Origin of the sequence: Bacillus sp. AK25, assembly GCF_048270685.1 — a bacterium.
Classification (GTDB): Bacteria; Bacillota; Bacilli; order Bacillales; family Bacillaceae; genus Bacillus; species Bacillus altitudinis.
Genome location: NZ_JBLUWC010000001.1, coordinates 2,717,273 through 2,742,265, shown reverse-complemented (window position 1 = coordinate 2,742,265; position 24,993 = coordinate 2,717,273). Strand labels below are relative to the sequence as shown.

Sequence of the window (24,993 nt, the reverse complement as noted above, 5' to 3'; positions counted from 1 at the left end):
CGCCGTTGATTGAAAAAGAAGTCAATCCTCACTTTGAACACTTTTTGTTCGATTGGAACCAAAAGTTTCAGTTTTTAGTAGGCGGTTATGGCTCCTCCAAAAGCTATCACATTGCTTTAAAGCTGATTTTAAAACTGCTTGAGGAAAAACGGACAGCACTTGTCATTCGAGAAGTGTATGATACGCACCGGGAGTCGACCTACTCTCTTTTACAAGAAATCGTCAGCGATCTTGGCATCGATCATCTAGTAAAGTGCCGCAGTTCACCGCTTGCACTCACTTTTCGCAATGGGAGCAGCATTTTATTTAAAGGACTGGACAAGCCTGAGAAATTGAAGTCGATCAACAACATCTCAATTATTTGGATTGAGGAGTGTTCCGAGGTTTCTTATGAAGGGTTTAAAGAACTGCTTGGAAGGCTGAGACATCCGGTTTTACCTCTTTATATGATGTTATCGACGAATCCCGTTGGTCAGGATAATTGGACGTACAGACATTTCTTTCGAGATGAACAGCTGAAACGTTTTGTCCTTGATGACGAAACCTTATACAAACAGCGAACCATCGTGATAAAAGATACGTACTATCACCACTCAACAGCAGAAGACAATCTATTTCTTCCTAAAAGCTATGTCAAGCAGCTGGATGAGCTAAAAGAATACGATCCAGATCTTTATCGAATTGCAAGGAAAGGATACTTCGGTATCAATGGCACAAAAGTGTTTCCACAATTTGAGGTCAGACAGCATGCCGACGTATTAGAAGCGATCGGGCAAATTAAAAGACCGCTGAAACGAGCGGGGATGGATTTTGGATTTGTCGAATCCTACAATGCGCTCATTCGGTTAGCTGTCGATCATGAAAAAAAGTACTTATATATTTATTGGGAATATTACGATCGCGGGAAAACGGATGATGAAACAGCTGTTGATTTGAAAGAATTTGTTGAATCAAAGGAACTCATTAAGGCAGATGCAGCAGAGCCTAAAACGATTCACTATTTTCGGCAGCGCGGATTTCAAATGGTCGCTGCGCATAAGTTCCAAGGGTCACGTTTGCAATATACAAAGAAAATCAAACGATTTAAGAAAATCATTTGTTCTGATGCTTGCCCTTATACCATCTATGAACTTCAATCACTAACCTATAAGGCAGATAAGAACGGCCGCTTAGAGGAAGATGAATTTCAAATCGATCCCCACACATTATCCGCCATTTGGTATGCGCTAGATGATTATGAAGTGACCGATTTGAAACAGACTGCTTCAGAGCGGGTCCGTCCAAACCGAGAGAGGAGGTCCATACAATGAAACAATTAAAAGCAACGATTATGAAGGCCAACATGTCTGATCATACAAAACAAATGTATGAGGATGAATTTTCATACGAAAAAGACGACATTGTCCCCCCGCCCTACCATATCAATGAATTAAAAAGCATGGCAGAATACTCAACGATTCTTCAGCAATGTATAGATGCGTATCGAACAAACATTTTAGGCTTTGGCTTTGGGGTGGAATACGCCTTTGATTTTAATGCGGAAGATGTGAAACCGGTCAAAAAGAAGACAGCCGAGAAGGAATGGACAAGACTCGAAGAGTTTACGAAATACATGAACTATGATGAGTCTGCTGACGTAATTCTTGGTTATGTCCTAGAAGACCGGGAGAAAACAGGAAATGGCTTTTTAGAGGTGTTGCGGGATGGACAAGGAAAGCCGGCAGGAATCGAGTATTTGGATGCACTCCATATTCGCATTTGCAAGCTGAGTGAGCCAGTCGACGTCGAATTCCGCTACACAGAAAACGGCGAATTAAAGACGATGAATCGCAAGAAACGATTCCGAAAATATGTGCAGGTCATCAATGAGAAGAAAGTCTTTTTCAAGGAGTATGGTGACCCGCGCATATTAAATTGTGAAACAGGCAAGTACGATGATGCTACACCAGAACCGCTTCAAGCAACAGAAGTCATTCATTTTAAAATTGGCAGTGGGACGTATGGGATTCCCCGCTGGATTGGCAACATCGTCAATATGTATGGCGCACGAAAAGCAGAAGAGCTGAATTATCTTTATTTTAAGCAAGGACGGCATGTACCTGGTGCCATCATTGTCGAAAACGGCATGCTGTCAGAGACTTCTTATCAGCAGCTACAAGATTATATGGATGATATTGAAGGGTCTGACCATGCGCATAAGTTTTTATTGCTTGAAGTAGAAGGGCTTCCGACAGAAAAAGGATTAACAGGTGAAGAAGATGTATCAAATGTCAAAGTGAACTTTAAATCCTTGGCGGAAATCCTGCAAGAGGATGCGCTCTTTTTAGAATACGATGAAAAGACGAGAAACAAAATTCGCTCCGCTTTTCGTCTGCCGCCTATTTACACAGGAGAGTCACAAGATTATAACAAGGCTACAGCAGATACCGCACGAAAAACAACGGAGGAGCAAGTGTTTCAGCCAGAGCGGCATCTTATTACAGGGAAGCTCAATACTCTTTTTCTCCCGGATTTAGATATATGGCATGTCCGCTTTCTATTAAATGGTCCTGACTTTAGAGATCCATTAGAGATAGCAAAGGTTCTGACACCATTTATTCAGGCTGGGGCAGTATCGCCAAATGATTTACGAGATCTTGCGGGGCGTATTCTTGGCAAGACGTTAGAGGAATGGCCGGAAGAATTCTACCACCGACCTTTAGAAAGCCGCATAAAAATAGCTGATGGGCTGTCTCCATCTGAGTCAAACCAGCTGGAGAAATAAAAGGACGTGAGCTTTTTTGAAAGGGGGTGAACATATGCCAAGGGAATTAAAAAACGCAAAAATTACACATGTTTCCTATGTGGACAAGGCCGCCAACCAAAAGAAATTTTTCTTGATGAAAGCAAAGAAAAAGCAGCCTGACTTTCAAAAAGAAGTCAGTGTCCTGACGAAGGCAGAGGATGCCCATCGCCTCGTATATGGCGTCGTGTATGAACCCAATACACCTGATGCACATCAAGACTTTATGTCGGCCAAAGAAATTGAAAGAGCAGCACACGGTTTTATGAAAGATGCCCGTCACATTGATAAACAGCATGATTTTCAAGACGGTGTTGGCGAAGTCGTCGAATCATACATTGCCCCAGCGGATTTTGAAGTAGGCGGGGAGCTGATTCAAAAAGGATCTTGGGTACTTGTGACAAAGGCATCACAAGATATTTGGGACCAAATTCAGCAAGGCCATATTACAGGCTACTCAATGGCTGGAACAGCAGACATCATCGCAATAGAGGAACACGATCAGCTCCTGTCTCAAGAAACGAACGAGAGAGGGCTTTTTTCTTTGCTGAAAAATTTCTTTTTGAAAGAGGAAGGTGCAAATATGCCACAACAATTTTGGAGCGTTTTAGATCATCTGCTGGAAACGTTGCAGTCAAGTGATGGTGATGAGTCTAGCGTAAGAGCGGCACTTGAACAATTGATTCCAATTGTGCAGGATGTGTTGAAAACAAATGATGTCCTCCAAACGATTGGCGAAAGACCAGCATCCGTTCAAAAGCAAGATGCCGGATTAACGACTGATCAAGTACGCGAACTAGAAAAAGCAAAAATGGCCATCGACAACGTTTTACAACAAGCGGATAAACAAGGGACAGATCAAGCAGGTGAAGAAGAACCTGTACAAAAAGTGCTGGAGCAAGTGGTTGCGCCAATTCGTCATCAGCTCTCTTCCTTAGAGAAATCAGCAGGTAGAGAAAAAGCAGCGATTCAGGAAGTGCTTCAGCAACAGCTACTGCCTATTTCAGAGCGGATACACATGCTTGAAAAAGCGCGGGGCATTTCTAAACAAACAAATCACGATACACAAAATGATATGACAAAGCCCATATGGGATGGCTTACTATAAGCCTAAATAAGGAGGAAAAAGTGTGAGAAATCAAGAGTTGATTCGCAAGGCTGAAATGACACTTGCCAGCTTAAAAACAGGCGGTCTCATGAACGCAGCCCAATCCAACACATTCATTAGAATGATGCAAAATACACCAACCGTTTTAAATGATGCACGTATCATTCCAATGGAAAGTGATTCACAAAAAATCGAAAAAATCGGCTTCGGTCAGCGCATTTTACGCCCAGCAGAAGAAGGCAAAGCGCTTGATGCAAAAGACCGTGTTGTCCCAGCGACAAGCACTGTCCAGCTCAATGCAAAAGAAGTCATTGCTGAGATCCATATGACGTACGACAGCATTGAAAACAACATTGAAAAAGACGGGATTCAGCAAACTATTATGCAAATGCTGGCGGAACGAGCGGCAGTCGATATTGAAGAACTGATCGTCAACGGTGATACAACATCACAAGATCCATTTTTAGCTCAAATGGATGGCGTACGAAAACAGGCAGTTTCTCATATTGTCGATGCGAATGGAGCGGAAATTAGCCGTCAAATGTTCAAACAAGCCTATAAAGCGATGCCATCAAAATATTTACGTGTACCTCAGGATTTCCGTTTTTATACATCCCCAAGTTTAGAGGTCGAGTGGAAAGACCAAGTAGCAAACCGTCAGACAGGTCTCGGAGATGCGGCGATTCAAGGCGGACTTTCTTCTGCATTCGGTGTTCCGGTCAAAGGTCTTGCCAATATGCAGCCATATGATGAAGAAGGAACAGACGTATCAGATATTTTACTGACACACCCGAAAAACATTATCGTAGGGTTTTCTCGCAATATTCGTATTGAAGTAGAAAAAGATATTCGCAGCCGTAAGTTTATCATTGTTCTGACAGCGAAGCTCGACAGCAAATTTGAGGAAGAGGATGCTGTAGCCAAAGTAATGAAAGTGAAAGAGTAGGTGACAGCAGGCTATGATCATTTCTGCTGAGGAACTACAAGCCTATTCTGTATTTGATCGCGTGAAAAATCGTTCTGTAGAGAGACTAGCGGCAGATATTATTGAAGCAGAAGCAGCGGTATTTCAAATGGTCGGGCACGATTTTACACATGAAAAATATCAGCCCATTCCTGAAAAAGCAAGGATCGCCTTATTAAAAATGGCCCAGTATTTTGCCATGCTGAATGATGATGAATCCATGATGAAAGGCTTGACTTCAGAAAAAATGGGTGATTATTCATATGCAAAGGCAGCGGACAAAGTGAAAGGCAGACCTTATGTGTATGCCCTTCTTGTTGATTATATTGAACCTTCATTAACTGGCGGCAGCGCCAATTTAAAGGTGAGATCATTATGAGCTATGATTCTCTATTAACGGATCGCTGTGATCTTTTTCACTTGGAGAATGAGGAGGCAGTCCGCGGCAAATTTGGTATACCAGCAGGAGATCTGCAGACGGATCTCACTTATCCTGATACACCAAGTATGAGAGATGTGGCTTGCTATGTTGTAGAAAAAAGCCAGTCACTCGTGCAAGAAGAACCGAATACAGTCATCTATCAGTCCTATCTCGTCCATTTCCCTTTAGCAAGCGACATTCGTTTGCATGACAAAATGGTGTGGAACGGCATCTCACTCAAGTTGCAGCAGCCAAAAAGAGTGAAAAATCATCACATGGAAGTGATGGCCGTCAGAAAGGAAAACTTATGAAAATTGATGGACTTGACCGGCTGCTATCCCAGCTCCAACAGGCAAATAGTGGCGGCTTAACGGCGCAATATCAAGAGTGGTTACAGGAAATGGGCTTACAGTTTTTAGACATCATTCAAGATGAAATCATCAAAGAAAAGGCTGTTGATACAGGCCGTCTCCTCAATTCCTTTCAAAAAGGTGACAAGGAGAATCACTTTCTCACTTCCCGAGGCGGGCTCACGCTAGAAGTAGGGACACAGCTTGATTATGCCTCTTACGTGAATGATGGACATGCCATTTCTTCAAATGGAGAACGAAGATGGGTGCCTGGCAGATGGAACGGCAGCCACTTTGAATATGATCCGAATGCCAGTACTGGCATGATGCTTTCATCTCAATGGATTGAAGGAAATGGGTACTGGGATCATGCCGTCATGCTGTATGAACAAATGTTTGAACACTCGCTGGATCGAAAGCTTCAAAGCTGGATCGATCGACATTTTGGGAGGTGATGGAATGAATCAAGAAGTCGGGGCAATCATGCATTATATATACACACACTTTCCTGTGAAAATGTATGATCGTCTTCTGCCAGAGCGTTTCCAAGTGCCATCTGTTTATGTGCCGCCAGTGACTGTCATTAGTGGTCCAGATACAGTGTCTACTTTTATGAAATCTTATTCGCTGCAAGTGAAAGTGTTTCATATGGATACAGAAAAAGCGCATGATGCGGCGGAAACAATCGTCGATGCATTGCTTGCTGATCGTCAAATCATTCAGATGATTAGTGAAGATGGAGAGGTGCTTGATGATTATGTCCGCATAAAAAGAGTGGAAACAAGAATCATAGATCAAGGTGTAGCAGCGATTGTCCTGACGTGGGATAGCAGCTATTGGTACAACCGAGATAAACAGCCAAGCCTAGAAGATATCAATTTTTCAGATGGGGTGATCAAACGTGAGCAAGACTAAAAAAACACAGCTCGATCAAACAGCGGGCGAAGAAAAAGAATTTGGCTTTTCATTTGAAGCCTTAAAAGAGCACAGCAAGGATCTTTTTGGGGTAAAACCAGAAATCCTTGAAGGTGCTCTTTTTTATATCAAACATCAACCAATTACAAAAACAGAAGCAAAGAAGCACATCGATGCTTTTTTGTCTAAGGAGGTTTAAAGGATGAACGGAGGCACTTTTACACCAGGTACAGAGAAAAAGCGTCCTGGCATTTACTTTAATTTTAAAACAACAGCAGAGCAGCGAATTACTTTAGGCGAGCGAGGAACAGTTGCACTTCCTCTTGTCATGAGCTGGGGAGAACCAAAAACTTTTATTTCCGTTTCCGATATGGAAGACTTAAATAAAAAGGTCGGGCTCAACATTGATGATAAGTCACTTCTTCTTTTCCGTGAAGCGAAGAAAAAAGCGCAAACGGTCTTGCTTTATCGTTTAAATGAAGGAGAGCCAGCCAAAGCGGAAATCGCAGAAAACTTTGTGGTCACAGCCAATTATGGTGGTCAAAAAGGAAATGAGATCACCATTCAAGTGGCAGAAAATGTACTCGACAGCACAAAACGTGACGTCATCACCTATCTTGGAACAGATATTGTCGATAAACAGGTGGTCAAAGATGTCAAAGATCTTGTGAAAAACAAATACGTTCAATTTTCTGGTGAAGGCGAAGCGGTCATTACTGCTGGAGCGGCTTTAAGCGGCGGGAAAAACGGTGTGGCAAGTGTCGCAGATTATACAGCTTTCCTAGAAGCAGCTGAAACGGAATACTTTGATGTCATTGCACTGCCAGTCGATAATAGTGAGCAATTAAAAGCAACATTCGCGTCATTTATTGAGCGTTTACGTGATAAGCAAGGACGTAAGGTACAAGGTGTTGTGGCTAACTATGCAGCTGATCAAGAAGGTATCATCAATGTCACAAGCGGTGTTGTGTTAGAAGACGGAACAGAACTCACGCCTGCTCAAACAACAGCTTGGGTCGCAGGAGCAAGTGCAGGAGCGAATTTTAATCAGTCACTGACCTTTGTTGAATACGAAGGCGCAGTCGATACATTAGAGCGTCTTGATAATGATCAAGTAGAATACCGTTTATCACAAGGAGAGTTTCTTTTCACTTTCGATGCAAGAGACCGCACGGTGAGCGTTGAAAAAGATATTAACTCTTTGACAAGCTTCACGGTTGAAAAGAACCAGCAAATGGCGAAAAACAAAATCATCCGTGTGCTAGATGCAATCAACAATGATTTAACATTTGAACTGAAAAATTTGATTAAATTACGCAAAGCCAATGGCAATGACATTCCAGCATCTGATGATGGTGTGCAGCTTGTGAAAACACTGATTACACAGTATCTCACACAACTTCAAGATGGAAGCGGCATTACAGGCTTTAACTCAGAAACAGACATCGTCATTGGCCTCAATGAAGATCGTGATGGATTTATCATCGATTTAGCAGTACAGCCAGTAGACGCAGCAGAAAAATTCTATTTCAATGTGGAGGTGAAGTAAGATGGCTTTTAAAGCGCAAAATACAATCTCAGGTAAAGAAGGTCGTCTTTTCTTAGAAGGTGAGGAACTTGCCTTTATCAAAACGTTTGAAGCAAACGTGGAGAAAAATAAATCAGAAGTGAACGTAATGGGCCGCCGAATGACTGGCCATAAAACAACTGGGGCAAATGGAACAGGAACGGCAACATTCTATAAAGTTACGTCACGTTTCGTTCAACTCATGCTCAACTATGTGAAAAAAGGGGAAGATCCTTATTTCACTCTTCAAGCGGTAATTGATGATAAATCATCAGGCCGAGGCACAGAGCGTGTGACATTATTCGATGTCAACTTTGATTCAGCTAAAATTGCTGGACTAGATGTCGATTCAGAGGCACTTGAAGAAGAAGTTCCATTTACATTTGAAGACTTTGATCTGCCTGAAAAGCTGAAGAATTCTTTCTAAGAAATGTGGAGGAAATTAGCTAAATAAAAACCAAATATGCTATAATGCAAATGTAATGAAAAGTGAATGCATTTGTAATGCACATTGCATTCAATAACACACAAAATTATGTTTACATGCAAAGCGATTTGCATACAATAAAAAGAAGCCAGGATGCGCTAACATCCCGGCAATGTACAATGAGGCCCTTCAAGGGGCTGGCTTATCAATTAGATAGTTTTAAGGATAGACTTTCCCTTTCACCTACCAAAGCTCAAGGGGAGTCTATTTTTTGTTTATATACGTCAACAAAGCAAGGATAAACATCCCGAATAAAAGCATTAGGGAAATCGCTTGGAACGTTGACATGAGCATCACCCCCTTCCTATCGGGGATGAGCCAGACACCCTTGAGCAAGCCGTTCAATTGTACGAGTTATATTATACATGAAAAGATTGGAAAGCACATTCAAAAAATGGATGTGCTTTTTTGCATTCAAAAAACAAACAAAAGGGAGTTTTTAAACATGAGCGAAAAACAAACATTTGATCTTTCATTTTTTATGCCAGGACAAACAGTAGAAGCAGAAGAGGTCAAAGTACCAATTTCTAAGCGTTTTGTTGATAAAAAAGGGAATGTCATTCCTTTTGTCTTCAAAGCGATTACTACGGAACGTATTGATGAACTGGAAAAAGAAAACACCACGTTCAAAAATGTCAAAGGCAGAGGCCGTGTGAAAGACTTAGACAGCCAGCGCTTCTACGCACGAATTGCCATTGAATCGACGATTTATCCAGATTTCCGCTCAAAGGAATTAAGAGAAGCCTACAGCACACAAGATCCAGTTGAAGTTGCAAAACGTGTTTTATCTGTCGGCGGTGAATACGCAAACTGGTTAAACAAAGCCATTGAAATCAACGGATTTGAAGACGAAATTGAAGATTTAGAAGACGCAGCAAAAAACTAATAAAAGATGGGGATAAGGAAGCGGTGTTTTTATATTACGCCATGCATGAGCTTCACTATTCCCCATCAGAACTTCTCGATTTATACGAAGCACCAAGACAATTTAAGGCATTCTTATTCGGACTCATCAGTTACAAACTCGACATGCTAGAAAAAGAAGCAAAGAAAGGAGGGAAATAAACTGGCGAAGCTCACTGCACGATTTGAATTAGAAGACAAAGTATCAAAGAAGCTGTTGCGCATTCAAAAACGTTTTCAAACGTTTGAGAAGCAGCTCAAACCATTTAGAAAACCGGTGAAAATAAGCCTGGAAATGGATGAAAAGAAGCTAAGGAACCTCAATTTATCGATGAGAAGGTTTTCTGTATTATCCATGAAGCTAGATCAAGGAATCTATCGTGATCTCAAATCATTAACAAACCAGCTGAACATGATACCGAAACAGATGATCATATCAATTCAAGCAAAAGGACTAGATGTCATTAAATCAAGTATAGATCGGCTGAAACAATCACAATCAAGTCCAATCCTGCTGACGTTCAAACTGAATGATCAGTTGTCAGGAAAAATGTCTTCAATCAAAAAATCAATCCTTCAACTCATGAACAGAACATACTATATGAGATTAAACATGGTTGACCAAGCTACCGCTGCCATTCAACGAATCAAAAAGACACTCAAAAGCTTGACAATGGCTAAACACGAAATCAGAGTATCTGTTCAAGACAATGCAAAGAGTAAGTTGAAAAAACGAGATCAGGCAGAGTCAGTTGTGAAAGAACAAAACATAAAAAAAGAACCTGAGGCTGTTAGTCCGTCGGTTAAAACGGATGAACCTAAGCAGGGTTGGCTCCAGAGTCTTGCTAATAAAGGATTAAGTGAAATTGAAAAATATGCAGGTGATGTTGCAGACAAGGTGAAAGAAAAATTAAGTCCTAGAAAGTTTTGGGACGAAAAGGCACTTCCTTGGGTTGAAAATAAAATGGAAGAGTACAAGCAAGATGTAATTGGAAGAATAAAAGAGAAGATTAAATTTAATCCTGAAAAAAAACTAGATGAATTGGTGACCAATGTATTAGATCGTCTCTTTGGTGCAGGTGATCAATCGAATGGAAGTAGCACTCCAACACCAACAACAGCGCCAACAACAGCGCCGACAACAGCGCCGACAACAGCGCCAACAACGGCGCCAACAACGGCACCAACAACAGCACCAACATCCACACCATCAAATTCAGCTCCCAATAAGAAATCTAAGCCGCGAGGTGGTAAAGGTTTGTTTCGCAATAGTTGTTGTTCCTGTTGTGCAAGAGGTTTAAGCAGGGGAGGATCTACTAAAACCAAAAATAGAAATGGTCAATCACCAAGACAACCTAGAAATCCAAATGCCACAACAAGAACCGAAATGAATAGAAGACCTCCAAGTAAATTAGGGGATGCGTTGAAAAATATCGGTAAAGGGAGCGGCAAATTATTAAAAAAAGTACCTATTCTAGGCAGTGTACTTAGTGCAACAAACCTAATTGGTATGAAAAAAGAGAATGCTGGTGAAAAGATCGGTGCGACTGGAGGCGGCATCGCCGGAGGGATGGCAGGTGCAGCAGCAGGTGCAGCTATTGGAAGTGTAGTACCAGGAGTAGGCACAGCCATCGGCGGCCTAGTAGGCGGCATCGCTGGCAGTATGGGCGGAGAATCTATCGGTGAAACAATTGGAAAATGGTTTGATGGCGGCGGATTTGAGAAGATTGGCCAAAAAGCCATTGAAATCAAAGATCAAATTGTTGAAGTGTGGTCTACAGTCGCAGACTGGTTTATCCAAAATGTGTGGACACCATTAAGCAGCACGGTTGGAACCGTAGCAACCACGATCTGGACAAGTCTAGTCAATGCCTGGACATGGATACAAGAAACATTCAGTGCAGTAGCAGGCTGGTTTATCGAAAACGTCTGGACACCACTAAGTGGTACAGTCGTTACAGTAGCAACCACGATTTGGACAAGTCTAGTCAATGCCTGGACATGGATACAAGAAACATTCAGTGCAGTAGCAGGCTGGTTTATCGAAAACGTCTGGACACCGCTAAGCGACACAGTCGTTACAGTAGCAACCACGATCTGGTCAAGTCTAGTCAATGCCTGGACGTGGATACAAGAAACATTCAGTGCAGTAGCAGGCTGGTTTATTGAGAATGTGTGGACACCGCTAAGCAGCACAGTTGTTACAGTCGCTACTGGGATTTGGACAGCATTATCAAATGCGTGGAAAACCATTCAATCAATTTTTGGAGCAGTATCCTCTTGGTTTATGAACAATGTATGGAATCCGCTTGTAGAAACGGTTGGAACCATCAAAGATAGCATTGGTAAGAAGTTTGAAGAAGCGTATAAAGTGGTGACAGATATATGGAATGGATTATCCAAATGGTTTAAAGATAATATTCAGACACCGATCGTAAAAGTGGCTGGTGCCATAAGTGATGGTTTTTCTGCAGCATTTGGTTGGGTTCAAAAGATTTTTGAAAAAGCAGGCGGTATTGTAGATGTTGTAATAAATTGGATCGTTGGAAAGAAAAAACCTGATAATAATGCAACAGGCGGCTATATCACCCAACCTACCTTATCATGGATTGGTGAAGCAGGTAACGAATTTGTCATTCCAACTCAAAATAACCGGGGACGTGGGAAGATGCTGCTTGCACAGGCTGCTTCTCATCTTGGAATGTCTGTTGTGTCAAGCAGCAGCGGAGCAGCAAGTCCAGTTTCTAGCTCTCCAGCTCCAATAACGCCAAATGCTCCAGCAGCTCCAAATGCTTCTGCCGGTTCGATTGGTGGAGCGGTTTCAATGAATGGAAACATCCAAGCTGCCAGCATAGGCGAGCAATTTAATCATGATTTTGAACAAGGGCTGAATCAAAAGGTGGTTTCACTTGATCAATGGAAGCAAAAAAACATTCAGCAGCCATTTAATCAAATGACATCAGATTCAGGAAAGTACGGACAACAAACGGTATCGGCATTTGCTACTAGCCAGCAAATGACACCAACAGGAACTGATAGCTTTTTGCAAAGTCGTATAAAAGCACCATACCAACAAGTGATGACAGCATCACCAACTTGGGGTTCTGGAACTGTTAGTGGCTTTGCAACAGGTCAAAATGCCACATCAATTGGCACAAGCCAATATGTAGACCAACACGTCAAACAACCATTCCTGCAAGCCAAACAAGAATCACCAGGATGGGGTTCAGGAATGATCGACGCCTTCAATAGCGGCATGCGTTCAAAAGCAAGTGAAGTCACACAAGCTGCCAAAGAAATGGCGAAGAAAGTGGAACAGGCGTTTAGAGAAGAACTAGACATTCATTCTCCTTCACGTGTCATGATGAGTCTAGGGAAATTCGCATCGATTGGTGTCGTCAAAGGGCTCGATTCAGTTGATGTGAAAAAGTTTGCTGAAAATCAAGCGGGTTCATTAATCGGAGCGTTCAGCGGTATGGGTGCTTCAGGTCTTAGTGTTCAGCAATGGCTTATGGCAGCTCTGATGGCGACTGGCACATCGATGAGCTGGCTTCCAGGTCTTATGACAATCGCTCAGCACGAATCAAATGGTAACCCGAAAGCCATCAACTTGTGGGATTCCAACGCCAAGAAGGGAACGCCTTCTAAAGGGTTAATGCAAACCATTGGTCCGACCTTCCATTCCAATAAAGGCAAGGGCATGAATGATATTTGGAACCCAATTCATAATGCCGTAGCAGCCATTAACTACATTAAGGGCAGATATGGAACAGTCTTCAATACACCGGGATTACGGAGTATGAGAAGAGGCGGTCCTTATAAAGGCTACGCCAATGGCGGACTGATCACTCAGGAGCAGGTAGCTAGAGTCGGTGAAGGAAACAAACGCGAATGGATTATTCCAGAAGAAAGAGGCATTCGCGGGAGGTATTTATTGACGCAGGCAGCCAAGGCACTTGGGATGCAAGTCTATGATCCATCAAATGCATCTGCTCCTTTACCAGAATCACAGATGCAGCAAGTCACCTCAGCACAGTCAGTTGGGAATACAACAACGTCTGGTAATAAACAAATCACCATCCAGTTCAATGGTGATCAGCATTTCCATAATGGACAGGATCAGCAATCGCTTGTCGAAAAAATTAGACAAATGCTTATAGACGAACTGGAAGTAGAGCTTCAGACAGGAACGAAAGGGGTCGTGATCGATGGGTAAATCAGTGTATCAATTGTGGATTTCCCAAGGCAAGGAGAAGCTGCGATTCCCTGTGCTTCCATCCGAACTTGAGATCACAAATAATGTACAAAATGAAACAGTGAAGGTCTCCTCCTTTGGAGAACTGACTTTTATTGATGTACCATCAGCTAAACAAGTATCATTCACCTCATTATTTCCTAAGAAATATTCGCCAATTGCAGAATATAAAAGCATTCCATCACCAGAGAATGCAATAGCGAAAATTGAACGAATGATGCGTTCAAAGAAGTCTGTGCGACTGATTGTGACAGGGACTAAAATCAATATGACGTGCAGCATTGAGAGCTTCACACACAAGGAAGGGTCTTATGACATAGGCGATCGTGAATTTACGATCGCACTAAAGGAATATAAAACCGCATCGCCTAGGAAAATCAAACGAAAGAAAAAAGCGAAACAAACGAAAAAGAAAAGACCCTCAAAAACACCACCAAAATTGTACACTGTCAAAAAAGGAGATACTCTGTGGGCCATTTCAGGCCGTTTTTATGGCGATAGTACAAAATGGCGGCGTATTTGGAATGCCAATAAAGCAGCGATGATCAAACGAAGTAAACGGAATATTAAACAGCCGGGACATTGGATTTTTCCAGGGCAAAAATTGAAAATACCACAATAGGGGGGGCTGACATTGATTGAGCTTTTTGCCATCAGAAGCGGCACGATGTATGAGCTTGTCACAGAGAGTGTGACACTTCAGGGGCAAAGGTATCAGGCCCCTCGCTCTATTCAGGCGAACATTATCACAAAGCAAGGCAGTCAAACATATTACCGTGTCTCAGAAGGAGACACGGTTCTTTTTAAATGGAAAGGAAAAGAGCTGTTCAGAGGCATCGTGTTTTCTAGGACGCCTGTTGAAGGAAAGCTGACCTTTACCGCATACGATATGCTCCAATATTTAGTGAAAAACCAAGATGTATATGTTTTTTCAAATCAACGGGCAGATCAAATTTTGAGGCGGATCGGGGCAGACTTTCAAATTCCTATGACATCCATCGCAAATACAGGACATGTCATGAAGTCTCTCGTCTTTAAAAATGACACGAGTTTATATGACATCATTTTAAAAGCATTGAAGGAAACGAAGCGGCAAACCGGTAGAAATTATCAAATTTATTCTGCTAAAGGCAAGATGGGGCTGAGAGCTTGGCCCGATCCAGAGGACGTGTGGGTCATTGAATCAGGCGTCAACCTCATCGGTTATCAGTACAGCACCTCCATTGAAGAGACAGCAACACGTGTGAAGATGCGCACGTCTGTAGACGAACAGGGGAAGAATAAGAAAAAAGGTAGCAAATCAGATATTGTGGTGATCGAACAGGACAAAGCGGGTCAGAGTCAGTACGGCATTTTACAGCATGTAGAGACGGTCACAGGTCAAATCAACCAGCCGCAGCTTCAAAAAAGAGCGAAAGTACGCCTAGCTGAAAAAAAAGGCGTCAAACAAGAAGTGAAAAGCATACAAGCACTCGGAATCCCTGAACTGCAAAGCGGTCTGCCAATCTATTTGAAAATCCCTGAAATCAACATCAAAAAAACCTACTGGATCGATCAAGACAAGCATGAATTCAATGGAGTGAAGCACACCATGACAATTGACGTCGTTGAGAAAAATTCCATGCCAAAGGGTGATCAAGCATGAGATTAAGTGAAGCAATTAAACGACTCGCTGTCAATGCAGTAGATGCAGCTTCTCCAATTGATCTGGTGATTGGAGAGGTCACAATGGTTTCTCCTCTTCACATCCGATTAAATGAAAACAGTAAGCTGATCATTCCAGAAGAACTGCTTATTTGGCCTAAACGCTTAAATAAGGGTGAGGATGATGAGTTGAAAAGGGGAGACAGCATTATGGTACTTGCAATGGCAGGAGGGCAGTCCTTTTACATCATCGACAAATTGTAAGGGAGGTGATGAATGTGGCACTTTCACCAGAGGAAGAAATCGAGGAAACAGAAGAAGACGAAGAGGTAGAAACCTCGACGACGTATCGCATAGATTTTGAAAATGGTAGGCTGACAAATGAAGCCATTACAGGCATTGAAGCGATCCGACAATTTATTTATATGACATTGCGAACAGAGCGCTATGCACATCCCATTTACAGTCACGACATTGGCACTGAAATTCAGGAGCTATTGACCGATACAGAAGCAACAGATGAATACAAAGAAATGGAGATTCCAAGATTGCTAGAAGAAGCATTGGTCGTTGATGAGCGGATTGATCATATTGAAGAGATAGAAGTCACGAAACAAAATGATGCCTTTCAAGTCAAACTAGCCATTGTCACAGATGAAGGCACATTAGAAATAGAGGAGGTGATGGAGGGAGATGTTTGAGGAGCAAACGTATGAGGCGTTGATGGAAAGAATGCTGGACAGGCTGCCAGATGATATAGACAAAAGAGAAAATAGCGTCATTTGGAATGCCTTGGCACCTGCTGCTGCTGAACTGGCTCAGTCGTATATTTGGCTTGATCAAGTATTTGAGCTTGTCTTTGCTGATACAGCACAGGGGGAATTTTTAGATAGACGAGCAGCAGAAGTGGGGATTGAACGAAAGCCAGCCACCAAAGCGGTCTGGTCCGTAACCATTCAACCAGAGAACGTAAACATTCCAGCAGGATCAAGATTCTTTATTGAAGACGTTTATTTTCAATTTTCAAAGGACGGTACACTAGAATGCGAGACAACAGGTACAGCCGGCAATGGGCAATTAACAGGTCAGCCGCTGCTATCGCTTGATACCATTCCGGGTCTAGAGTCGATGATCATGAAGGAATTGGTGATACCAGGGCAAGAGGAAGAAGATGATGCGTCATTATACGATCGGTATTTAATACGCGCAAGGCGAGAGGCTGTCAGTGCCAACAGAGCACATTACAAAAAGTGGGCCGAGGAAGTGGTTGGTGTCGGCAGAGCGAAAGTATTCCCGCTATGGAATGGAGAGGGAACGGTCAAAATTGTCATCACCGATGGCAATCTAGATGTAGCCTCTGAGCTTCTTGTCAAAAGGGTCCAGGAGTATATCGATCCTGTACCGGGAGAAGGAGAAGGGCAAGCTCCTATTGGTTCAAAAGCAACCGTGGAAAGCGCCAAGTGGCTGGATATTGACGTAGAAGTGTCCGTCGAACTTCAGATGGACTGGACACTTGAAGGTGCGCAAAAAGAAATAGAAGAAAAGGTCAAAGCACTGTTAAAATCAATCGCATTTGAAAAAAGTACGATTCGAATGTCCGCCTTAAATGATATTTTGTACCATTCAGAGAGTGTGTCCGATTATGCAAACGTCTTATTGAATGGGGAGTCAAAAAACTTAGTATTACAAGACATTGAGATACCACGTCTGAGGCAGGTGAAGGTTATTGAGCAAACTTAATGAAATGAAAAACTACTTGCCGCCTTATTTCACAGAGATTTATGATGTGGATCATTTACTAAAAACAGAGGCACCAGAGTTTGAACAATTGGACGAATCCATTTTTGATCTAACGGAACAGTTTTTCCCTTTAACAGCGACGTGGGGATTGAATCGGTGGGAAAGAATGCTCAAGGTGCAGCGAGAGTCAGATGATTCGATTGAGCTGCGCAGGGCACGATTAATCAATATGATGTCGAACATTCCACCAATTACGTATCTGTCATTAGAGAAATCTGTGAATCGATTTCTTAAAAATCCAAGTGCGATCATCCGTCTTACAGTCAACCGTTATCATTTTGCATTGCGTGTCAACCTAGATGACCTGCAAAACACAAGATATATCGTCGAAATACTCGAAACGTTAAAGCCAGCACATTTGGCGTATACGTTCACCGCCAGTCATCATACTGATGTTCATGAAACAAATGATCATCACCAGCGGCTCACACTGCGAAGCAGAGTGGGCTTTTTCGATCATATTCCAATTTTACTCAATGGTGAATTCGTATTAAATGGAACGTTCTATCTCAGCGGGATACGAGGTACTACAGAAGTCCCTGCTCGTTTTCGGCATTCATTAAAGATGAGAATGCCGCTTCAACAAGAGAAAGAAACAGCATATCGTATGAATTATGTCATGACTGGAGCATCGCATGAAACGAAGCAAGCAGCTACGCTGACTTTGCGCGCAAAGAACCAGCTTTTACATCAAACAAAAAAGAGGATGACGTTCCGCTTACCGGTACATGTTCAAAATGAACAAGGCGGCAGTTTACTGATCAAGGAACATTACTGGATTCTCGATGGATCCGTTCCACTTGATGGATCAAAAATGCTAGCAGCAACTTCTAAAAAAATAGACCTATAAGGAGGATCACAATGGCTGATCAATTAACCGTAACCACACTATATGCACGTCAACAAATGGCAAAGGCACGAGCAGAAGGAACAAAACTCACAAAAGTCGTCAAAATGGCATTCGGAAATGGAGGAACAAAGGATGGAAAACCGATCTCTCTTGACGGAACCGAACAAGCACTCAAAAAAGAACTGGTTCAAAAAAATATTGATTCATTTACCATCATGGAACCGGCAAAAATCCGCTACACCTGCACCATCGCTGAAGGAGAACTCGCAGGCGAAGTCATCAATGAACTAGCCCTTGTCGACGAAGCCGGCAAATTCACCGCCATCCGCACCATGACAGACAAACAAAAAGACGGCGACATCGAATTTGTTTTTGAGATTGATGATATTTATTAATGGAGGGGAAAAGAAGTGGACATAAAATCACCTTTACCGTTTGAAACCTCTGACAAAGCCCATGCCAATTTATTTAACCGGATGGTCGATACACTTGTGGAGAATGACAATGCGCTCAGTCAACAAATAGCAGGGATCACGAATGAAACCTTGTTCATTTTAAAAGGTGATCAAGCCATTCAAGATGCATCAGTCAGTGGTGAGGAATATCCAATTGGCATTACGTTTATGGATATTGGCCAAGCCAATGATACGGGATATCCGACGAGATATGGCTTTGTGAAGAATGAGAAGATCAGTAATTTTCGATTTGTACAATACTATTATGGCACTGGAAACGAAGCAGGCAGCTATTTTGATAGTACAGGTACATGGTGCCGTCACTGGTGGACTGGTTCGGGTTGGACCGACTGGCATAAACTCTCTGGGTTCCTTCATACCAATATTGGTACAACTGGAAAGCAGTTATTAACCAAAGCAGAGTATCAAAAAGTCCTTTTTAATCGAAAAATTAAAGACAGTCATAACAATTTTGATATCAAAAATAATCGGTTCATCTGCCCTGAAAACGGAATGTATTCAGTGAATGCAGGTGTTTATATTGAAAGCTTTCAACGATACGCGAACTTTGAATTATCGATCTATTTGAATGGAATAAGGTATAAAAACATTGCACATCACAGACAACGACCTGAAAGCCCCTCTGATACAGGGATTTTAAATACGGGTCTTTATGGTGCTGCGAATGTACCGGCTAATAAAGGGGATTATTTAGAAATCTATATTTATGCAAATTATGAGGGAGACGTTAGTCGTTATGTATCAGATAAATCAGGTTGGTTCAACTATTTCGATATTATGGAAATAGGGGGACGAAATTTCCCAAGAGTGTAGGAGGATTCAGATGATTTTATATGAAGCCATTAAGTATAAATACCCCGCTGCGGACCCGCAAAAGGATTTTGAACTAAGAAATGATGGTGACGGTTCGTATATAAACGAGTGGCATTTAGATGTGAAAAAGCCAACGACAGAAGAATTAAAAAAATGGTGGGAGGAATCCAAAGCCAACCCGAGGTATCAACCACCTCTTCCACTTGATTATCTAGCACAAGAAGTAGCCAAAGAAAAGCTGATGAGAAAACAACTTGAACACCAATGTGATCTTCTAACAAACGAACTAAAGGCGCTAAAAAATGAGATCCTCTTCATTAAAGGAGGGAGTGAAACATGAATTATTGGGTCATGGCATCATATTTTCAATGGGTCACACCTGGGTTGGTCAAACAAGCCATTGAATTAGGGGATTGTTCAATGGAAGAGATGAAAGAGGGATATCACCAGCACATACTGACTTTAGAGCAATTAAAAGAAATTGACCCAAACTTTCTGAAAGAAGGAGTAGATCGAAATGGAAATAAAAAAACCAAAGTCATTTGAAGTTAGCGACAAAGCCCATGCTGATTTATTCAATGACATGGTAAAGGTTTTACTTGAGAATGATCAGGGACTGTTAGAACAACTCATTGGCCATATTGATGACACCAAGCCACATGCATCTGAAGAAGAGAAGAAGAAATGGAATGAATCGCAGTTATATAAGATCACAGGTGATGACGGCAAACACTTGATCTCTGTTTCAGCTGACAAAAATATTTATGATGAGATAAAAGATAAGGGGACCTGTACTTTCATTGCATCCCCAGGGGTAGAAGATTCCCCAGCACCCAGCAATGCTTATTTAAGAGGAATACAGACTGTTGGACAAAATAACATTGGTACTGGATTTGCGGTAGACACGTCGGGTTATGCATATTACTTCTTCTATAATTCTACCCATGTATCTATCACTTGGACGCAGCTGCCGAGAACAGTTGATAAAGATAAATGGAATGGCAGCCAATTAATTAAAATTACAAATGACACGGGTGGCGTACGTGTATCTGTAGGAACTGCAGAGAGTTTACTCGATAAAATTACACAGGCGGGAAAAACATTTGGCACATTTTATTCTCCAGCTGGTGTACAGGACAATCCTTCAGCTTTATCTGCACGCGGTTTTTATCACTTTACATCTGCGGACAGTAATAACAAGGGGACGTTTGGATGGGTGATTGCTGTAGATTATCGCAATAACGTCTTTACGAATTATCTTGATTTAAATTTAGGCTGGCAGGGCTGGCGTAGATTACTGTCTGATGCGGATGATGAGGTGAAGTGGAACAAGGTAGAACTTCCGCAGCTCGATAATGGTTGGAAAATATATAATTCTGTCGATGGTATTCCCCACACCGTGCAATATAGTAAAGATGCATTAGGTGTGGTTGAAATTATTGGGTCAATTACCGGTGGTAAGGTTGGTTTTGACTCTGTTGCTTTTACCTTAAAAGAAGGATTTAGACCAATGCAATCGACTCACTTTATTGGAGTAGCGTCAAGCATAGGTAAGAGTAGTACACCACAAATTCATAGGACATCAATCGGGACAGATGGGAAAGTTTGTGTCCAATATTGTTCTAATGATCTGAATCCTAATGAATTTATCACGTTTGGTTTCCGATTTAGAACGAAGTGAACTAGCTGCTTTTACCATAATATCTGTCTTAAATAATATAGTTTTTTTGAAAGGAGAAACAATCATAAAAACACCTCAACCTTTTAAGACGAGTGATAAAGCTCATGCAGATCTCTTTAACGATTTAGTGAAAATTTTGATTGAAAATGATCAGGAACTACTAGAACAATTCGACCTTCATAAGGGAGATCCAATTCCTCACGTATCTGGTTCAGAAAAGAAAAAATGGAATGAATCACAGCTATATAAACTGACAAATGATAACGGGTCCCAATTGATTAATATCCCTGCTGGTGGCAGTATCTACGAGGGAATTAAAGCGCTAGGGGCTTGCTCATTTTATGCGCCAGGTGGTTCTGGAGTAGTCGATTCTCCAGCTATAGGCAATGCTGCATTAAGAGGTTTTCAGCTAGTAGGTCAAAATAATATCGGTGTAGGAATCGCAATCGACACTTCAGGCAATGCATTTTGTTTTTACTATCATGTGAATGACATTGCGATCAATTGGCTGCAAATGCCTACTCAAAACGAAAAAAAGAAATGGGATGCAGGACAATTATCTAAAATTACTGCTGACGATGGAAAAGCTTTTGAAAGAATTAATGCGGATGATCCTAGTATTTTAGATAAGCTGATAAAATTGCCGGGAGTTCATTCATGGTACATTCATGAAGCACATCCAGATCTTCCGACAAGAAGTTCCATGAGGGCTTTGTCTGTTTTTAGTGAAAATACCTATGGATGGGTCATTGGTGCAAACAATACAGGAGATGTCTATATTAACCGTTCAACAACTGATGTAACGGGTACACAACAAGAGTGGAGCGGTTGGAAACGTCTCAATGACCATAACCTATTAAATTCAAAGGGATTAAGACTTTCAATGTCAATAGGAACTGATATTTTAACGCTGCCATCCGGCTTTTACTTTGCTGTAGGATCTAATATTGTAAATATGCCTGTCGATAATGATTCTTCTTGGTTTAATATCGATATCTTAGAAACTGTAAATGGTAGAAAGACCATTCATGTCTGCAGAAGTTACGACAACACTCATTGGTTCGGAACGGTCCATACTGATGGTGTTTTTAAAGGGTGGAAAAAACTAGTGACTGATGCTGATTTTGAAAATGTTAAGTGGCTAAATGTAACCTTAGACAAAAGCTCTTCTATAGGGGATAGACCAGTTGAATATGTGAAATGGGGAAATTTGTTATTGATGAGAGGCCACCTAAAAGCAAATAGAGAAGTTATTTTTGGATGGATTCCAGCTGATCGTTTACCAGATAAAGGAATAGTAGTATCAGTTCCGGTATCAGGTACAACGGGTCATAGTAAATTATATATCTATAATACAGGAGAGCTAAAACTAACTGGTTTACATGCAGTGAATAACAGTGCAGTAACTGGCTACTATTTAGACATGGCTGTTCCATTAAATTAAGGAAGTGATACAAATGATACAAGCCTATGAATACAATCAGCAAAATGAATTGATCAGACCTATCGAAGTGTTCGAAAGGGATGATGAAGGAAATTATATTATTCCAGAGCAATGCACAACAATTGCACCACCCAATAATCCTTCTTTTTATAAGGCTGCATTTGATGTGAAAAAACAACAATGGTATGAATCAGCGACCCAAGAGTATATAGACAGCTTAAAACCGGCCCCTCTCCCGCCAAGTGATATAGAACTTTTAAAGAAACAAAATGCTTTGTTATCAAAACAACTAACGCAGCTATTAGCTATGCAAAAAGTAGGTGCTTCAGATTGATGTTTCCAACTGTAGCGGATATCAAACAATTCTGGGACTGGCAGTGTTACGGCCCAGAGGACATTGCATTTTATGTAAGCATTGGCTGGATCTCGGAAGAAGACTATCAAAATATAACTGGAGAAATATACAAAGCCTAATGGCTTTATTTTTTTGCCGGAAAGTAGGTGATTCCAATGGAAGTTGATGTCGTTCAAAACTTAATGACACAAGGTCCGTTTGCTGTTCTCTTTTGCTGGATTCTGTTTTATGTTCTCAATACAACAAAAGAACGAGAAAACAAACTCAATGAGCAAATCGAGGCGCAAAATGATGTGTTAGCAAAGTTTAGTGAGAAGTATGACGTCGTGATCGACAAGCTCGATAAAATTGAACGGAATTTAAAATAGGAGGAAAACATCATGAAAACATTCGACAAAGGCACTGTGATTCGCACAGTGCTTCTTTTTATTGCGCTTATCAACCAAACGCTTGTCATGTTTGGACAAACAGTGCTGCCGATTAGCGAGGAGCAAGTGCAAACCGTAGGAGAGGCACTATATGTGGCAGGTTCCACAATTTTCACTATGGTCACTGCCGTGATCACTTGGTTTAAAAATAATTATGTGACCTATAAAGGTCAATTGCAAAAAGATGCCCTGAAACAAAGAGGGTTAACAAAATAATTTTTGAAGGAGAAACAATATGGTGAAGATCATTCAAGCACTCATCCCAAAACAAAATCGCAACAGACCAGGAAACAGGATGAAGCCGCTCTATATTACGGTGCATAATACATCGAACACTGGACGGGGGGCTGATGCGGCAAATCATGCAGCATTTGTTGCTCGGGCAAGTACCGGGGTTAGCTGGCACTACACGGTCGATGATCAGGTCATTTATCAGCATTTACCTTTAAACGAAAATGGCTGGCACGCAGGAGATGGCAGGGGAACCGGCAATATGAAATCAATTGGAATTGAAATTTGTGAAAATGCAGGCGGTGACTTTGAACAAGCCGTTAAAAACGCCCAATGGCTTATTCGGAAACTGATGGGGGATTTAGGAATTCCTTTATCAAACGTGGTGCCACATAAGCATTGGAGCGGGAAAGAGTGTCCGCGTAAGCTGTTAAATCGTTGGGATGGCTTCAAGGCTGGTATTGCATCAGCATCAAGTCAAATGACAACAGCTAAACCTGTGAAAGAAACATCTATCAAAACCATATCAACGAGATCAACATCTAAAATCAACAAGGTCAAAAAAACATACAGTTTGCCCGCAGGTATTTTAAAAGTGACGAAGCCTCTTACAAAAGGGTCAGCTGTAAAAGCCGTACAACAAGCCCTAGCATCGATTTATTTTTATCCTGATAAGGGAGCGATCAACAATGGAATCGATGGGTACTACGGACCCAAGACTGCGAATGCAGTGTCTCGATTTCAAATGATGCATGGGTTAACCCCAGATGGCATATATGGTCCAAAGACCAAAGAAACATTAAGAAAGGTCATAGAAAGTTAACACATATGGAATGGATCAACCCTTATTTATTATAAAAAAAGTAAAATAAAACCATTTTTGGTGTTATTTGTTGTATAATGGTAAAAATGAATGGAGGGGTTGTATGAAGCGGATAAGTGTAATGATGTCTCTTTGTTTCATTGTCATGTTCCATTTTAATATGGAAAAGGTTGCAGCTAAGACCATTTATCGAGAAGTAGAAGTTGATTTCATCATGACGGAACAGGAAAAATATCTGTGGGTACCAGGAGGTCAAAATAATCCTGAACAATATCCATCTACTCACGGCTACCAATTTTCAATACTAAATGCAGAGGGTTGTACTTTAGAGGTGACACTCTACAGAACATCCTTATCAGGAACGGATTTTCCGTCATCAGTCAAAGAGTATACAGGTAACCAATATGATCTAAGTGCAACAGACCGAATTTTATCAAGTGGGCGCTACATTTATAGACCCCATGGTATTAAACTGACCAAAAAAGAAGGCTGTGGGGATGTTGAGATAAAAGGAGTCTTTGGTTATCAAATTCAAGAACCAGACAAATAATCTTTTATGAGTAAAATCAAATGAAAAAGCCTATCCATCATTGGATAGGCTTTTGATAATGGAGCATAGCGGGATCGAACCGCTGACCTCTACGCTGCCAGCGTAGCGCTCTCCCAGCTGAGCTAATGCCCCGAAGTATTACGACA

At 41.5% G+C, this 24,993-nt stretch carries 33 protein-coding genes and 1 tRNA gene; 32 read left to right on the top strand and 2 right to left on the bottom strand.

The features are described 5' to 3' along the window. Positions 1–8: 8 nt before the first annotated feature. From ACNO7B_RS14290 to ACNO7B_RS14240, 11 genes are read left to right on the top strand one after another with little or no spacing between them, the layout of a single operon-like run. Entirely contained in the window at positions 9–1,310 is a 1,302-nt protein-coding gene (locus ACNO7B_RS14290; protein ID WP_417901862.1) for a PBSX family phage terminase large subunit, read from the top strand. Then, positions 1,307–2,764 carry a phage portal protein gene (locus ACNO7B_RS14285; protein ID WP_410685500.1) on the top strand — a complete coding sequence of 486 codons (1,458 nt, stop codon included), beginning with the start codon at positions 1,307–1,309 and terminating at the stop codon, positions 2,762–2,764. Before ACNO7B_RS14290 ends, ACNO7B_RS14285 begins: the two co-directional genes overlap by 4 nt. Positions 2,765–2,798: 34 nt before the next feature. Next, positions 2,799–3,890, top strand: coding sequence for an XkdF-like putative serine protease domain-containing protein (locus ACNO7B_RS14280; RefSeq protein ID WP_224558657.1), 1,092 nt, complete (start codon positions 2,799–2,801; stop codon positions 3,888–3,890). Positions 3,891–3,912: 22 nt separating this feature from the next. Continuing rightward, entirely contained in the window at positions 3,913–4,836 is a 924-nt protein-coding gene (locus ACNO7B_RS14275; protein ID WP_008344119.1) for a phage major capsid protein, read from the top strand. A gap of 13 nt (positions 4,837–4,849) precedes the next feature. Continuing rightward, complete coding sequence (locus ACNO7B_RS14270; RefSeq protein WP_007500574.1) at positions 4,850–5,233, top strand: DUF3199 family protein; 384 nt, start codon at positions 4,850–4,852, stop codon at positions 5,231–5,233. Further along, positions 5,230–5,586, top strand: a complete 357-nt coding sequence (locus ACNO7B_RS14265) for a YqbH/XkdH family protein (protein WP_017367938.1) — start codon at positions 5,230–5,232, stop codon at positions 5,584–5,586. Before ACNO7B_RS14270 ends, ACNO7B_RS14265 begins: the two co-directional genes overlap by 4 nt. Continuing rightward, a complete protein-coding gene (locus ACNO7B_RS14260) occupies positions 5,583–6,080 on the top strand; it encodes an HK97 gp10 family phage protein (RefSeq protein WP_417901633.1) in 498 nt (165 codons plus the stop codon). Before ACNO7B_RS14265 ends, ACNO7B_RS14260 begins: the two co-directional genes overlap by 4 nt. 4 nt (positions 6,081–6,084) lie before the next feature. Further along, a complete protein-coding gene (locus ACNO7B_RS14255; protein WP_046526564.1) occupies positions 6,085–6,540 on the top strand; it encodes a phage tail terminator family protein in 456 nt (151 codons plus the stop codon). After that, the gene (locus ACNO7B_RS14250; protein WP_008344108.1) at positions 6,527–6,739 is read left to right on the top strand and encodes a hypothetical protein; all 213 of its coding nucleotides are present in this window, start codon (positions 6,527–6,529) and stop codon (positions 6,737–6,739) included. Before ACNO7B_RS14255 ends, ACNO7B_RS14250 begins: the two co-directional genes overlap by 14 nt. 3 nt (positions 6,740–6,742) lie before the next feature. After that, positions 6,743–8,089 carry a phage tail sheath family protein gene (locus ACNO7B_RS14245; protein WP_017367936.1) on the top strand — a complete coding sequence of 449 codons (1,347 nt, stop codon included), beginning with the start codon at positions 6,743–6,745 and terminating at the stop codon, positions 8,087–8,089. Position 8,090: 1 nt separating this feature from the next. After that, positions 8,091–8,534, top strand: coding sequence for a phage tail tube protein (locus ACNO7B_RS14240; protein WP_003213309.1), 444 nt, complete (start codon positions 8,091–8,093; stop codon positions 8,532–8,534). 264 nt (positions 8,535–8,798) lie between these two features. Here ACNO7B_RS14240 and ACNO7B_RS14235 read toward each other — a convergent pair whose 3' ends face one another. Beyond that, a complete protein-coding gene (locus ACNO7B_RS14235; RefSeq protein WP_229200408.1) occupies positions 8,799–8,855 on the bottom strand; it encodes a putative holin-like toxin in 57 nt (18 codons plus the stop codon). 184 nt (positions 8,856–9,039) lie between these two features. Here ACNO7B_RS14235 and ACNO7B_RS14230 point away from each other — a divergent pair, with 184 nt between their 5' ends. The 21 genes from ACNO7B_RS14230 (at position 9,040) to ACNO7B_RS14130 (ending at position 24,847) form a co-directional block, all read left to right on the top strand. Beyond that, positions 9,040–9,480 (top strand): phage tail assembly chaperone, encoded by a 441-nt coding sequence (locus ACNO7B_RS14230; protein WP_008344099.1) that lies wholly within the window; start codon positions 9,040–9,042, stop codon positions 9,478–9,480. A gap of 41 nt (positions 9,481–9,521) precedes the next feature. After that, positions 9,522–9,659, top strand: coding sequence for a hypothetical protein (locus tag ACNO7B_RS14225; protein ID WP_008344097.1), 138 nt, complete (start codon positions 9,522–9,524; stop codon positions 9,657–9,659). 1 nt (position 9,660) lies between these two features. Next, positions 9,661–13,713, top strand: a complete 4,053-nt coding sequence (locus ACNO7B_RS14220; protein WP_417901861.1) for a transglycosylase SLT domain-containing protein — start codon at positions 9,661–9,663, stop codon at positions 13,711–13,713. Further along, positions 13,706–14,374, top strand: coding sequence for a LysM peptidoglycan-binding domain-containing protein (locus ACNO7B_RS14215; protein ID WP_025207870.1), 669 nt, complete (start codon positions 13,706–13,708; stop codon positions 14,372–14,374). The genes ACNO7B_RS14220 and ACNO7B_RS14215 overlap by 8 nt, the downstream gene beginning before the upstream one ends. A 12-nt stretch (positions 14,375–14,386) precedes the next feature. Then, the gene (locus tag ACNO7B_RS14210; protein WP_017367933.1) at positions 14,387–15,397 is read left to right on the top strand and encodes an XkdQ/YqbQ family protein; all 1,011 of its coding nucleotides are present in this window, start codon (positions 14,387–14,389) and stop codon (positions 15,395–15,397) included. After that, positions 15,394–15,660 carry a DUF2577 family protein gene (locus tag ACNO7B_RS14205; protein WP_410685495.1) on the top strand — a complete coding sequence of 89 codons (267 nt, stop codon included), beginning with the start codon at positions 15,394–15,396 and terminating at the stop codon, positions 15,658–15,660. Before ACNO7B_RS14210 ends, ACNO7B_RS14205 begins: the two co-directional genes overlap by 4 nt. Before the next feature lie 14 nt (positions 15,661–15,674). Continuing rightward, on the top strand, positions 15,675–16,097 hold the full coding sequence (locus ACNO7B_RS14200; RefSeq protein ID WP_024719684.1) for a DUF2634 domain-containing protein: 423 nt from the start codon (positions 15,675–15,677) through the stop codon (positions 16,095–16,097). Further along, positions 16,090–17,136 (top strand): baseplate J/gp47 family protein, encoded by a 1,047-nt coding sequence (locus tag ACNO7B_RS14195; protein WP_008344084.1) that lies wholly within the window; start codon positions 16,090–16,092, stop codon positions 17,134–17,136. The genes ACNO7B_RS14200 and ACNO7B_RS14195 overlap by 8 nt, the downstream gene beginning before the upstream one ends. Further along, positions 17,123–18,046 carry a YmfQ family protein gene (locus ACNO7B_RS14190; protein WP_417901632.1) on the top strand — a complete coding sequence of 308 codons (924 nt, stop codon included), beginning with the start codon at positions 17,123–17,125 and terminating at the stop codon, positions 18,044–18,046. The genes ACNO7B_RS14195 and ACNO7B_RS14190 overlap by 14 nt, the downstream gene beginning before the upstream one ends. 11 nt (positions 18,047–18,057) lie before the next feature. Beyond that, positions 18,058–18,441 carry a phage tail protein gene (locus ACNO7B_RS14185; RefSeq protein ID WP_410685493.1) on the top strand — a complete coding sequence of 128 codons (384 nt, stop codon included), beginning with the start codon at positions 18,058–18,060 and terminating at the stop codon, positions 18,439–18,441. Positions 18,442–18,456: 15 nt separating this feature from the next. Further along, positions 18,457–19,335 carry a hypothetical protein gene (locus tag ACNO7B_RS14180; protein WP_410685492.1) on the top strand — a complete coding sequence of 293 codons (879 nt, stop codon included), beginning with the start codon at positions 18,457–18,459 and terminating at the stop codon, positions 19,333–19,335. Positions 19,336–19,345: 10 nt separating this feature from the next. Then, complete coding sequence (locus ACNO7B_RS14175; RefSeq protein ID WP_410685491.1) at positions 19,346–19,675, top strand: XkdW family protein; 330 nt, start codon at positions 19,346–19,348, stop codon at positions 19,673–19,675. Beyond that, complete coding sequence (locus tag ACNO7B_RS14170; protein ID WP_410685490.1) at positions 19,672–19,881, top strand: XkdX family protein; 210 nt, start codon at positions 19,672–19,674, stop codon at positions 19,879–19,881. The genes ACNO7B_RS14175 and ACNO7B_RS14170 overlap by 4 nt, the downstream gene beginning before the upstream one ends. Beyond that, positions 19,853–21,016, top strand: coding sequence for a hypothetical protein (locus ACNO7B_RS14165; protein WP_410685489.1), 1,164 nt, complete (start codon positions 19,853–19,855; stop codon positions 21,014–21,016). Before ACNO7B_RS14170 ends, ACNO7B_RS14165 begins: the two co-directional genes overlap by 29 nt. A 127-nt stretch (positions 21,017–21,143) precedes the next feature. After that, complete coding sequence (locus tag ACNO7B_RS14160) at positions 21,144–22,460, top strand: hypothetical protein (RefSeq protein WP_417901860.1); 1,317 nt, start codon at positions 21,144–21,146, stop codon at positions 22,458–22,460. 13 nt (positions 22,461–22,473) lie between these two features. Continuing rightward, on the top strand, positions 22,474–22,794 hold the full coding sequence (locus tag ACNO7B_RS14155) for a hypothetical protein (protein WP_041507667.1): 321 nt from the start codon (positions 22,474–22,476) through the stop codon (positions 22,792–22,794). Further along, on the top strand, positions 22,794–22,934 hold the full coding sequence (locus tag ACNO7B_RS14150; RefSeq protein ID WP_072368324.1) for an XkdX family protein: 141 nt from the start codon (positions 22,794–22,796) through the stop codon (positions 22,932–22,934). Before ACNO7B_RS14155 ends, ACNO7B_RS14150 begins: the two co-directional genes overlap by 1 nt. 36 nt (positions 22,935–22,970) lie before the next feature. Beyond that, positions 22,971–23,183 carry a BhlA/UviB family holin-like peptide gene (locus ACNO7B_RS14145; protein ID WP_017367922.1) on the top strand — a complete coding sequence of 71 codons (213 nt, stop codon included), beginning with the start codon at positions 22,971–22,973 and terminating at the stop codon, positions 23,181–23,183. A gap of 12 nt (positions 23,184–23,195) precedes the next feature. Then, positions 23,196–23,459, top strand: coding sequence for a phage holin (locus tag ACNO7B_RS14140; protein WP_410685487.1), 264 nt, complete (start codon positions 23,196–23,198; stop codon positions 23,457–23,459). 19 nt (positions 23,460–23,478) lie between these two features. Continuing rightward, on the top strand, positions 23,479–24,297 hold the full coding sequence (locus tag ACNO7B_RS14135) for an N-acetylmuramoyl-L-alanine amidase (protein ID WP_410685486.1): 819 nt from the start codon (positions 23,479–23,481) through the stop codon (positions 24,295–24,297). A gap of 103 nt (positions 24,298–24,400) precedes the next feature. After that, positions 24,401–24,847 (top strand): hypothetical protein, encoded by a 447-nt coding sequence (locus ACNO7B_RS14130; protein ID WP_039169955.1) that lies wholly within the window; start codon positions 24,401–24,403, stop codon positions 24,845–24,847. Between the two features lie 59 nt (positions 24,848–24,906). Here the strand turns inward: ACNO7B_RS14130 and ACNO7B_RS14125 are convergent. After that, positions 24,907–24,979, bottom strand: a tRNA-Ala gene (locus tag ACNO7B_RS14125). Between the last annotated feature and the right edge of the window lie 14 nt (positions 24,980–24,993).